The following is a 12688-nucleotide window of genomic DNA, read 5'->3' as shown; positions in this document are numbered from 1 at the left end:
GGCGGTGGGCTTACAGCGCCAGCTTTTCTTCCTGAAAGTCCGTGAACTCCAGGACAATGTCCTGAAAGGCCTGCTCGGTGGCCAGGAAGGCATCCACCACCTCGGGGGCAAACTGGGTGCCGCGTCCCCCCTTGATGATCTCCACGGCCACCCCGTGGGAGAAGGCCGGCTTGTAGCTCCGGTAGGTTACCAGGGCGTCGTAGACGTCTGCCAGGGCCATGAGGCGTGCGGCAATGGGGATCTCCTCTCCGGTGAGACCGTCGGGGTAGCCGCTGCCGTCCCAGCGTTCGTGGTGGCATCCGGTGATGTCGCAGGCAATGTCCAGAAAGGGGGCTGACAGGCCCAGGAGAGTCTGTGCGTTGCGAAGGGCATCGCGTCCGTGGAGCGTGTGGCGCTTGACCCGTTCGTACTCCTCATCGGTGAGTTTGCCGGGTTTCAGGAGCAGGCTGTCCGAGACCCCGGCCTTGCCCAGGTCGTGCAGGGGCGCGGCCCGGAACATCATCTCAATGGTGTCCGGGGTCAGGATCTCCCTGTAGCCGGCGGTCTGGCTCAGCTCCTGGGCCAGGACCTTGACGAAGCGGGAGGTGCGCCGGATGTGATTGACGGATTCGTTGTTCCGCGTTTCCGCAAGGGACCCCATGGCCAGGAGAACGACGTCCCTGACGGCGGTGAGTTCGCGGATCCCTTCGGTGTCTTCCTGGGCCGGTGACTCTTCAAGGGACCTGAGGACGAGGACCGGGACGTTTTTGTCGGCCCCGCTGTTTTTGAGTTGCTGGCTGATCTCCCTGGCCTCGGCATCGGCCGAGCGGGTGTCCAGGAGGATCAGGTCCGGGGGGGCGGCGGACCCCGCGAGTTGCAGTGCCGCCTCACTGGATGTGACGGTGCGGGTGGTGCATGTGTCCTTGAGCAACCCCAGGAGCCGCTGGGTGGTTTCGGGCATGTCATCAACAATCAACACGGTTTTTTTCTCCATCATGGCGTGTCCTCCCGGGAAAGGATTGATGCGTTAAAAAAACAACCTGTGCGTGAGATCGTCTCGCGACAACTTTGATAATATCATTCTGAATTCAAAGGATAAAGGAAAAGCATGCATCCGGTGGGCGACGGCCCGGGGGTGTTGACAGCCGACGACGGCGTCGAACCTGGGCCGCCGGGTTTTCAGGCGGTCATGGAAAAGGAACGCTGGGCCTCGAGGAGAAGCCCTTCGGCGGTGCCCGGCATGCCCGGAGGGAGCATGCCGATACCCGCCTCCAGGGAGAGGTTGAAGCGGAAGGCGTTGAACACAAAGTCCCGCTGGGTGATGGCATCGGTAAACCGGTGGGAGATACGCGGGACCTCCGGGTCGGTGATGCCGCTCAAGAGGACGGCGAAGGTGGCGTTGTCGAAGCGGGCGGCCAAATCGTCGGAGCGGGTCATGTCCCCCAGCAGGCTCCCCACGATGCCCAGGACCATGTCGCCGGCCTCGGTGCCGTACGTGGCGATAACCTCTTCGAAACTGGTGAGGTGAAGCAGCAGCAGGGCGAGGCCCTGGCCCATGCGGTGGGCACGCTTGACCTCCCGGTGAAGCAGGTTTTCAAAGCACTGGCGGGTGTAAAGGCCCGTGCAGGGGTCTCGCAGGGAGGCTTCGTCGGCCCGGTCCATGGCCGCCAGGGTGGAGCCTGAGACCACGGTGTCCAGGGCGCGGTGAAGCAGGGTACGGATGAGGTCCGGGGTGATGCCGGCGCGATCCAGCACCTCCAGGGCGCCCTGGCGGATGAGGCGTGAGACGGTGAGTTCGTCGGTTCCTTCAGTGATGATGACAAAAAGCGGTCGCTGGGCAGGGGGGGTGAGGTTCCGGGCCAGGTCCTCGGCAGCGCCGTCCGGTAAGGGGCGGGAGATGAACAGGAGGTCCCGGCTGTTTTTTTCCAGGGCTTCTTTGGCACCCCTGGTGTCCTCCACACAGGTAACGTCCAGGCGGTCCAGGGTGTTGAGGGCCTTCACCAGCGGAGAGCCTTCACGGCCGTCCCTGCCCACCACGAGAATCCGGATGGTCTGGTCCAGGTCGATGATGGAGGAGACCCCGGGATACTCCCGGGTGTCGTCCACCTGGAGGGTCTGGATTTTGCGGATGATTCCTGCGATGCGGCGTCCGGACTCCTCGATGCGCTCCATGTAAAGGGGCAGCTTGTCCGGGGCCTCCCTGTGGATGTTCATAAGCTGGATGTTTCCCTGGAGGGCCATGAGGGGCTGGCTCAGTTCGTGGGCCATGGCCCCGGCCATCTGCAGCAGCACCTTCAGGCGCTCTTCCCGTAGCTTTTTCTTCTGATGGACCTGGATCTGGGAGTTGGCCTCCTTCAGGGTATCCACGGTCTCGGAGAGTTCCCGGGTGGTGGCCAGGAGGGATTGCTGGTACTGGTGCAGTTCCAGGAAGACGTTGACCTTACGGACGAGGGTTTCCGGGTCCAGGGGCTTGGAGAGGTAGTCCACAGCCCCGGCGTCGTAGCCCTTGAAGATGTGCTGGGTATCGGTGTTGATGGCGGTGACAAAGATGATGGGGATGCGGCAGGTGTCCGGGTTGCCGCGGATGAGCTCGGCGGTCTCAAAACCGTCCATCTCCGGCATCTGCACATCCATGAGGATCAGCGCCACCGGGTGGTCCAGCAACAGCCCCAGGGCTTCGTTGCCCGATGTGGCGGTGAGGATGGTGAGGTGGGGACGGGCCAGCACATGTTTGAGGGCGAGGAGGTTCTCCTCCAGGTCGTCCACCAGCAGAATCTGTTGGGTTGCATGGTTCATCATGGGGTAATCACTCCGGTTGCGTCGATGCCGGGGGCATGGCCCGGCGACATCGCAGGCTCACTGCAAGGGGTCGCAGGGGACGGTGTCTCATTTTTCTGGTAAATCTTCTCCTTGCCAGCCACCGGGACCATGCGATCGGCCCAGGAGGTGATGCTCATGGATTCACCGGTTCCCAGGCAGAAGAATCCGTCCGGGGCCAGGCTGTCGAAGAAGGTGCCGATGACCCGGTTGCGCAGCGGGGGGCTGAAGTAGATCAGGACGTTGCGGCAGAGGATCAGGTCCATCTCTCCAAAATGGCTGTCGGAGACCAGGTTGTGGTCGGAAAAGCGGATGGTGTCTTTGATGGCCCGGTTCATGATGACGTTGTCGTACCGGGCCGTGTAGTGGTCCACCAGGCAGCCGCACCCCCCGGAGAGCAGGTGGTTTCGTGTGTACGTGCGGATGCTTTCGATGGGGTAGATCCCTTCCCTGGCCGTGCGCAGGACCCGCTCGTTAAAATCCGTGGCGTAGATGCGGAAGCGGCCGGCAAGCCCCTCTTCCTGAAGGAGGATGGCCATGGAGTAGGCCTCCTCTCCCGTGGCGCACCCCGCCACCCAGACCCGGATAAAGGGGCGCTCTGCGAGCTTGGGCACCACGTGTTCCCGAAGGGCTTTGAAAAAGTGAGGGTCCCGGAACATCTCGGTGACGTTGATGGAGAGGTCGGCCAGCACGGTTTCAAAAAAAGACCGGTCGTTCAATACCCGGTACTGCATTTCAGAAAAACAGGTGAGTCCCGATCGCTTCAGGCGGCTTTTCAATCGCCTGCACAGGGAGCCTGCGGCGTATTGCTGAAAATCGTAGCCGTACTTCCGGTGGATGGCGTACAGCAGGCACGCCATTTCAATGGCCTCGTTGTCGGTGAGGGACGGAGCCGTTGCCATGGGGTCCCCTTTACACATAGAGCCAGACCCGGAGCATGGAGAGAAGTTTGTCCGGGTCCACGGGCTTGGGCATGTAGTCGTTGGCCCCGGCTTCGATGCTTGCCGTACGGTCTTCGGCCATGGCCTTGGCCGTCAGGGCGATGATGGGCAGCTCCTTGTGCTCGGCGTCTTTTCGAATGGCCCGAATGGCCTGGTAGCCGTCCATTTCCGGCATCATGATGTCCATAAGGACAAGATCCACATCCGGGGTCTCCTTAAGGCGGGTCAAGCCTTCCCGGCCATTTCGTCCCACCACCACATCCATCCCTTTTTCATGGAGAAGCCGCTTGAGGGCAAAGACGTTTCGCATGTCGTCATCCACGATGAGGACCTTGCGGCCGCTGAGGATCGACTCTTTGTCGTGGCACAGGGGGCGGTCCTGGTTCATGGGTCTCGGCAGGGTGGATTCCACCCCGTGGAGGAAGAGGGTGGCCTCGTCCAGGTTCCGGTGCATGGTCTCAAGGCCCGCATCCCCGGCGGGATGTTCTCCATCCTGGGCAGTTACGGAGCCCGAGGCCGTGGCCCGGTGGGTTGCGTCGATTTCGGAGAGCACTTCGTGCAGGTGCTCCAGGCTCACCGGCTTGGCGTGGAATCCGGCGACCCCCATGTCCATGGCTTTTCCCTTCTGGTCCCTGGAGGAGATGACGTGCACGGGGATGGCGGAGGTTACCGGGTTGGTTTTGAGCCGGTCGAAGACGTCCCATCCGTTCATGCGGGGAAGGGTGATGTCGAGGATGATGGCCGTGGGGCAGAAAAAGTCGGCAAAGTGAAGGCCTGTCTCCCCCTCTTCGGTGACCAGGGTGTCGAAGCCCTTTTCCCGGGCCAGCTTGACGAGAAGGGAGGCAAAGGTCACATCATCTTCGATGATGAGCAAGGATTTGTCCCCTGGCTTGGGCTGCGTTGCAGCGGCCTTTTCAGAAGGCCCCTCAAAGGGCGCGGGTGCCGTGGCTCCCCTGGCGGGAATGGCCGCAGGGGTGATGGGGGAACCCTTTGTGGCTCCGGTGCAGGGAAGCAAGAGGGTAAAGCAGCTGCCGACCCCCTGCTCGCTGGAGAGGTGGAGAGATCCCCCCAGGAGGCCGGAGAGCTCCCGGGAGATGGTCAGGCCGAGGCCGGTTCCGTAATACTGTTTGCTTTCGGTGCCGTCCACCTGGCAGAAGGCCTCGAACACATGGGCGTGTTTCTCTTTGGGGATGCCGATGCCCGTATCGGTGACGCGGAAGGCCAGGGCCGAGTGGGCAGGCAGGCTTGTGCCGGACGGGAGCTCCTGGGGGGAGGGGATGGTGATGCCGAGGCTCACCGAGCCTGTGTCCGTGAACTTCAGGGCGTTGGTCAGAAGGTTCTTGAGGATCTGTTCCAGTCTCTGGCGGTCGGTCTCAACGGTATCGGGCACATCCGGGGCAATGCTCAGGGTAAAGGCGAGGCCTTTTTCTTCGGCCAGGGGCTGGAACATGCGCCGAAGGCTCTCCACCAGGGCGGACAGGGGCGTGGGGGAGAGGGTCACGGTCATGCCGCCCGCTTCGATTTTGGAGAGGTCCAGAATCTCGTTGATGAGGGTCAGGAGCTGGGAGCCGGAGGAGTGAATTGTTCCGGCAAACTCCACCTGGTCATCGGTGAGGTTTCGTTCCGTGTTCTCTTCCATCATGCGTGAGAGCAGCAGGATGCTGTTCAAGGGGGTCCTGAGTTCGTGGGAGATGGTGGCCAGGAACTGGGACTTGTAGCTGTAGGAGAGCTCAAGGTCTTTGGCCTTCTGGCGGATCAGGACCCCGGCCTCCTCGAGTTCTATGTTTTTCTTTTTGATGCTCTCCTTTTGCTCTTCCAGCTGCTGGGTCTGCTCTTCGAGTTCCTGGTTGATCTGCTGGAGTGTCTCCTGCTGGAGTTCGAGCTCTTCGGCCTGTTTGCGCGTCTGGTGCAGCAGGGCTTCGGTGCGGATGCGTCCCTGGGTGGAGTCCACGGCCACGGCGATCTGCTTGTTCATGAGGTCGAGGAATCTCAGGTCCTGGCGGGAAAAGGGGCCCAGGCCCGCCAGTTCCACCACACACAGGCTTTTTTCGTTGTGGAGGCAGGGCTGGATCACCACTTCACAGGGGTATGCATCCAGAAGCCCGGAGTGGATGGGCAGGTAATCCGCGGGCACATCGGTGATGCGCAGCCGGCTGCCGGAAACAGCCGCTTCCCCCACAAGGCCTTCGCCCAGGGGGATGGGGGGCGCTTCACCGTCGGGGGCAGCCCCTGCAAATCCGCCGATGCAGATGAGAACGCCTTCGTCCACGAGATAGATCCGTCCGGCCTGGGCATCTAAGTAGTTGGACAGGAAGTGGATGATCTGCCTGCCGAGCTCCTCCATGGAGAGGTCCCCCTGGATGCGCCTGTGGAATTCGCTCTGGCCGATGCTGAGCCAGTTCTGACGCTGGATTTTTTTCCGGGACCGGGAGAGCTCCTCGTTGACGCTGTGGAGGTGGTCCCTCTGTTTTTCCAGCACCTCGTGCTGTTTCTGGAGCTCCTCACGCACCCGTTCATGTTCTTCGATTTCCCGGGTGAGCACCTGGTTGGTCCGGGTCAGCTCCTCTTCGTTGGACTCCAGGCGCTTTTTGCTGACCGTGGTCTCGGCAAGGCGTTTTGTCATGTGGTTGAAGTCCTGCATGAGCTCACCGATGTCCCCGGAGGCGTTGTTGTCCAGCCGGATGGTGAAATCGCCGTTGCGGATCTGGTGGGTGGCGTGTTTGAGCTGGTTGACGGCACGGGAGAAGTAGGCGCTTGCCCAGTTGGCCAGGGCAAGGACCACCGGCAGCCCCAGGAGCATGCAGAAGAGGATAAATCGCTTGAAGGTGCTGAGAAGATGCTGGGCCCGGTTGATGAAGTAGAGGGCCGTACCCTTGGACGTCTTCCGGGTTTCCAGAAATGAGGGGGCCAACTCGTCCATGTTGATGACCGTGGCCACGGCCATGGGCAGGCCGTCGGCCGTGGTGCGCATCACCGGGGCGATGAAGGTGAACTTGCGGCGTGTCTGGCCCGACTCCTCCTTCCAGGAAAAGTAGCCCGAGGCGTATTTTCCCCCGAGGCTTGAGGAGATGATGGAGAAAAATTCATCGGAGGCTTCGTCGATGTGAGCAACGGAGGTGTTCTCCAGGTCCTTGATCGGGTGGAAGAGGGTGGTGCCTTCCCGGGTGTCGATGAGGGTGGTGTAGCCGTTTTTTTCAATGGGCTGAAGGGCAATGCTCCGGAACCGGGGATCCTTCTGGAGATCGCCCAGGCTGAGGGTGGGGCGCAGCTCCAGGTAGAGTTCGATCTGGAGGGCCACGTCCATGGATTTTTGACGGACGCTTTTGGCCAGGGTGTCGGTGAGGAGCTGCTCGCGTTGCTGTTGCAGGTCTCCCAGGCCCTTTTGGATGGTCTCGTTGGTCCGTTGGGGAAGATCCCGGGTGATGAGGGTGATGGCAATGCCGAAGATGGCAATGGGCAGGATGCCTGCGATGAAGGTGATGGCCATCAGCCTGGAGCTGTATTTTTTGGGAAACAACTGGATCATGTATTTTGCAGCCTTCGGGGACCGGGGGGGCCCAGTCGGTGAGGTTATTCGTAAATGTTGTCGGCCATCAGGATCGCGTTGCGATGGATGGGGATGCTCAGGTCTCTGGCTTTTTTCAGGTTGATGGTGAGTTCATGGAGCTGGGGGCTTTGCGGGTGAATGGAGCCCGCGCTGAGCCCGGCGAGGATTTTTTCCACCGGGCTTTTGACCTGTTTGCCGGTCTCGGCAAAATTGCAGTGGACGGCCATGAGGGTAAAGCCCTGTTTGACCTGTTCCCCGCCCACGCCGATGAGGGGGATCCCGTCCTTGTCGGTGACGGCGGTGATGCGGCGCATGTTGGAGGGAAGGTTGAGGATGGCGTCGGCCGGGATATAGATGGCGTCCGTGGTGCCGGACAGCTCTGCGGCCCGTGCGGCCAGGGTGTCCAGATCAGGTTTTTCAATGGCCACCTTGACCACCTCCCAGCCCAGGGAGCCTGCTGCCGCGGCCGCTTCGTGAGCCGTGGCCGTTGCGGCAAGGGTTTCGGAGCAATAGAGGATCCCCAGGCGAGAGAGCCCGGGCATGATCTGCTGGGCGGAAAGGAGCTGGATGCGGGCCGGAACCCGCATGCTGACGCCGGTGAGGTTGGGGCCGAAGCCCGTGGTGTCCGGGATGATGCCCGTTGCGTCCGGGGCCGCCACCAGTGTGTAGACAATGGGAAGGTCGGGGGCCTCCTCCATGGCAAGGAGGGTGCCTGCGGTGCCCAGGGTGATCAGAAGGTCCACCTTCTGGCGTTTGAACTCCCGGATGGCCGACAGGGCCATTTCCCGGCTCTGTTCGGCGTTGTGGATGGTGAGGGTGAGGTTCTCTCCGTTTTTGAGCCCGATGGAGGCCAGGCCCGACTGGACTCCCTCCCTGGCGAGGCGGAACGGGGGAACCTGTTCGGTCCACTGCAGGACACCGATGTGGGGACCTTTGCGTCTTTCCAGGTCAATGACGCCTCCGGAGACGACAACCAGGGCAAGGATGACAGCGGTCAGGTAGATCAGATGTTTGTTCACGCACACTCCAGAACATGGGCCGGTCGGGTCCCAATGCCCCGGTGGCCTCGCAAAAAGTCGATGAAACGGTGTTGATACGCTGCGTGCCGTGACTTGGCCTGCGTGCAGCGTACACAATTTTGTCAACGAGGGGGGGGCAATGCCGACTTTTTGACGAAAGCATTATTCCTCTCATTAGAGGAATCGACAATTGTCTAAAAAACTGGAGCAAAAAAAACAAAAAAAGGCAGGATTTTCTCATCGGTTCTTCAACGGGTGAGCGGAGAGGGAAAGGGGGGCGGCGATACGGGGGGAAAAAGCCGGGGGAGCCGTTTTTGCAAACGCTCTCCCCCGGCTGTTCTGTCTGTGGGGTTAAGCGGCGTTCTCCAGGGTCTTGACCATTTTTTCGCCGATTTTCTCGGCAGAGAGGCCGAAGAGTTCATCAATGGGAACCAGCTCTAAATAGGCGTCGTCCCAGGTATGGCCCATCTCCTGAACGATGTTGCGGATACGTTCGTGCTTGCCGCCCAGGGCCTTGGATTTGCTGTGGAGGGGAATGCGCCCCTCCTTGAATGTGACGTTGATGGAGAGGATGAATTCGATGACGTTGGCGTTTTGGGAGAGAACCGGGATGATCAGGGTGTTCTTGTCGTCCTTGTTCCCCTTGCCGATAAAGACATTGCCTTCCCGGACGATGATGCTTTTGGTCCCCTTGAGCCGCGGATCGCTCTCCACCCTTGAGGTGGTGTGGGTGAAGATCCCGTCCTTGTCCACCAGGGAGATGGTGGTCTCGGGGGTGGCCTCGCCCAGGAGGTTGAGGCCGTCGATGCGGTAGAGCAGGGAGCCCTTGATGCCGGAGATCACCCCTTGCAGGTTTTTCAGAACCAGAACGTTGGAACTGGTGATCTGGGGCAGGGTGATACCCCGGTGGTTCAGGGCATCGAACAGGATCCCTTCGAAGGTCTCGGTGATGCGGCTGGTGCCCACGGTGACGGTCTTGGCCTGGTGCTTGATGGCGTCCACAGGCCTTGCCATGGCGTTGATGGCATTGGAAAAGCAGCCGAAGAGCTTGTCCAGCATGTTGGACGGGGTGCCCTTGCAATCGAAGTCCAGCTCAAAATCCGCTGAGGGGAGCTTGCCCGCGAGGTATTTCAGCAGCAGGGTGATGTCCGAGGCGGTGTTGAAACCCAGGATGGGAGGCAACTTCCATTGCACCGGCTGATCGCGCAGAACCGCTGGTGAACCTTTGGTGATCTTTTCACGGAAGGCCTTCTCAAGAATGATTTCGTACAGGTTCATCCCTTTGGCTTCAAAGGAGGTGATGACCTTCTGCAGCTCCTTGCGGTGCTCAAAGATCACGCGGGAGCCATCGTTGATGGCAAGTGCCGCGTAGTAGCCCCAGATGTGGCCAGCCAGGGTGTTGATGATGGGGGCCAGGTGCTCGGAGACCTGGGGCACGTGGAAGATACTGGCCGCATAGTTGTTGAAGCGCTCCTCCCCTTCGCTGGCGATGACGATGGGAACGGCTTTGTGGGCGTGGAAGATAGCCGTGTCCTTGATGATATCGCCCAGGACGCTCTCCCGGGTGCCGGCGGCACAGACAATGATCAGGGGTTCGGAGGAGAGGTCGATGTGCTTTTTGTCCTCCACGAAGTCGCTGGAGATGGTTTTGTAGCAGAGCTCGCTGAGCTTGATGCGGATCTCGTCGGCAGAGGCCTTGTTGGCACCGCTACCCACCGATGCCCAGTAGGTGCGGCTCACGGCATGGGTGAAGGCCGACGCCTTGATGTCCTCGACCATGTCCAGGACTTTTCGCATTTTTGTGGGCAGGGCCAGCAGCTCGCGGATCTCTTCGGAGATGAAGCGGGCATCGCGCTTTTTGGTCTGGCCGGCCAGGTGAAGCCCGATGAGGGCACCAGCCACGATCTGGCTGTAAAAAGCCTTGGTGGAGGCCACGCTCATTTCGATGTCTCGGCCGCTGCTGGTGTAGACAACCCCGTCCACTTTGAAGGTGAGGTCTGAGTCGCGCCGGTTGACGATGGCCAGGGTGGCGGCTCCCTTGGCCTTGACCATGTCCACGGCCAGGTTGGTGTCCGTTGTGGTGCCGGACTGGCTGATGGCGATGACCAGGGCGTCGGCCATGGTGTCCCCGTCACCGTCGCCCATCATGAACCCGGAGAGCTCCGAGGCTTTCAGGGGACAGACCTGGATGGCGGGGTCTCCGAGGTAATGGGTGAAGAGGTGGGCAATGGCCTGGGCCGCAATGCCTGCCGTGCCCTGGCCCACGAGAAAGACGCGCTTGATGGTTCCGTCCTTGATGCGGGCGATGGTGGCCTCGGGGATGGCGCTGTCGTCGAGCATGGTCTTGCAGAGCTCTTTTTTCCCGTCGATTTTCCAGCGGTTCTGCAGGGTCTTTTCCACGGAAGCGGGAGACTCGGAGATCTCCTTGAGGAAGTAGTGGGGAAAGTGCTGGCGGTCGATATCCCGGCTGGTGATCTCCGTCTCCATGACGGATTCGACGGTGACGGGCACCTCGGTGCCGTCGTAGTGGTAGGAGCGGATTCCGGCCTGGGCGCCTTCCAGGCGTGCCCTGGTGCCGTCCAGGACCACGATCTGGCCGGAGACGGGCTTGCCGTCTTTGCCGGTGATGGTCTTTTCGCCGTTGAGCTTGATGTAACGGGGGGTTTCCTCAACGAATCCGTACACCTCGGAGACGGCGATGTAGTGGTCTTCGGCGATACCCACGAAAAGGGCCTGGCCGCTTCCCTTCTGGGCAAGAAAGAGCTTGCCCGGGGCCAGGTCTGTCTGCATGGTGATGGCGTGGGACCCATGGAAATCGTTGACGGCAAGGCGAAACGCTTCCTCGATGTCGTGACCTGCCTTGAGGTAGGTCTCGATCTGCATGGGGATGACCTTGGTGTCTGTGGTGATCTCCTTTTGGAGGGTGTCGAACCGGTCTTCGTACTCTCCTTTGAGGGAGGCGTGGTTGTCGATATCGCCGTTTAAGCTCACGTGGATGATGCCCGAGCGGGGGATGCGCCCGTCGGTGTTCTGGTTGTCCACCGGGTGACAGTTGGCGTCGGTGATGGCACCACGAGAGCAGGCGCGCGTGTGTGGGAAGAGACCGTAAAATCGCTGCGTTTGAAGGTTGCCGCCACTTTGAGCAACAGGTCATTTCGAATCTGTCTCCGGAGAAAATCGACGTTGTCGCCCAGGCTGCCGATCTCTGCGGCCCGTTTGTAGACAAAGGCAACAGAAGTGCTTTTTCCCCTCTCTTCCACGGCAATGGTGTTGTTGAGGAGGGTGTCGCCCTGGGACCGCTCGTTTAAGGTCTCTTCCAGGCCTTCAGCCTGGAGGAATTCCCTGAGCTTGGTCCATGTTTTCGCCGGGAAGGTGAACATCACGGAGATGCCTGCAGAGTCGCGTCCCCGGACTTCAAGGCGGTTGATGGCGTTCAAGGTGGTGTTGATCTTTTTGAAGGGTACGATCCATCCGTTGCCGGACTGAATCAGCTCGGCCCCGGCGAGGTCCCTGACGCTTCGGACGTTGGTGAGGGTCTCCTGGGTAAGGGACCAGGAGATATCCCGGAGTCCTTCCAGGGCATCGGCCACGGCATCGGTGTCGGCCGGGGAGAGAAAACCCGCCTGTTCGGTGAAGGCCGCTTCTTCGCGGGTGAGGAGTTCGCGGATTGTCGTCGCGGCTCGGGAGAGGGCCTCAAGCTGGTCCTGGTTCTGCAGGAGAAGGGAGAAGAGGTGGTCCTCTTTGAAACGGCAGGCCTCGTTGTACAGGGCGGTGACCTGCTCCCGGCCACCCAGGTAGTCGGTGGCGAGTTCGTCGCCTGCGTTGATGACGGCGTCGAGCCCCTTTGCGGACAGGATCGTGATGGCCTCCCCAAGGGTGGGGACGGGCCCCTCTGCAGGGCCCCTTTCAAAGGAGACAAGGCCGGCAAGGCCGCAGTGCAGGGTGTTGGGGGCATTGGGGAAGAGAACCCAGGCATGTCCGGTGAGTTCCTGGGGGCGCCTGCCGAAACAGATGGGGGCGTTGAGCAGGGAGCGCAGGGTGGTCCAGGGTGTAGAAAACGTCCTTTTCATGGTTTAGATTCTCCAATGGTTTTATATCCGGGCGCCGCAAAGGACGGGCGCGTGGTTTGTAAAAAACGTACCGATTCATCTTGCTGCTGCCTCCTGTGGCTCTTCCGGAGGCCAAACATTTAAAACCCTTTGATAAACAGGCCTTGCCTAAGCCGCTGAAGGCTCCGCCGAAATAATTTCGACATGTTCGCACCTGTATCAGGAAAATTTTTTGCGGAGCTTTTTATCAAAAAAACGAATGCATCACGGGGTCTGGATGGGGTCCGTGGCGGTTGTCGTTCTCATGGTTACGGAACGCGCTATCTTTTGAGTTAT

The 12688-nt window shown here is 60.7% G+C and carries 7 protein-coding genes; all 7 read right to left on the bottom strand.

Annotation, left to right across the window (positions count from 1 at the left end; genetic code table 11):
- Positions 1–10 precede the first annotated feature (10 nt).
- Entirely contained in the window at positions 11–976 is a 966-nt protein-coding gene (locus ACOYW1_RS16455; protein ID WP_482418891.1) for an HD-GYP domain-containing protein, read from the bottom strand.
- Positions 977–1158: 182 nt separating this feature from the next.
- Complete coding sequence (locus ACOYW1_RS16450) at positions 1159–2778, bottom strand: response regulator (protein ID WP_482418890.1); 1620 nt, start codon at positions 2776–2778, stop codon at positions 1159–1161.
- On the bottom strand, positions 2775–3698 hold the full coding sequence (locus ACOYW1_RS16445) for a CheR family methyltransferase (RefSeq protein ID WP_482415633.1): 924 nt from the start codon (positions 3696–3698) through the stop codon (positions 2775–2777). Before ACOYW1_RS16445 ends, ACOYW1_RS16450 begins: the two co-directional genes overlap by 4 nt.
- Positions 3699–3708: 10 nt before the next feature.
- Complete coding sequence (locus ACOYW1_RS16440; RefSeq protein WP_482418889.1) at positions 3709–7263, bottom strand: response regulator; 3555 nt, start codon at positions 7261–7263, stop codon at positions 3709–3711.
- A gap of 44 nt (positions 7264–7307) precedes the next feature.
- Entirely contained in the window at positions 7308–8303 is a 996-nt protein-coding gene (locus ACOYW1_RS16435; protein ID WP_482418888.1) for an ABC transporter substrate-binding protein, read from the bottom strand.
- 351 nt (positions 8304–8654) lie between these two features.
- Positions 8655–11345, bottom strand: coding sequence for an SIS domain-containing protein (locus ACOYW1_RS16430; protein ID WP_482418887.1), 2691 nt, complete (start codon positions 11343–11345; stop codon positions 8655–8657).
- The gene (locus ACOYW1_RS16425; protein WP_482418886.1) at positions 11291–12373 is read right to left on the bottom strand and encodes a hypothetical protein; all 1083 of its coding nucleotides are present in this window, start codon (positions 12371–12373) and stop codon (positions 11291–11293) included. Before ACOYW1_RS16425 ends, ACOYW1_RS16430 begins: the two co-directional genes overlap by 55 nt.
- Positions 12374–12688 lie beyond the last annotated feature (315 nt).

Source organism: Desulfoluna sp. CYM3A, assembly GCF_056829965.1.
The sequence above is the reverse complement of the archived record's forward strand: the minus strand, read 5'-3'. Positions and strand labels throughout refer to the sequence as shown.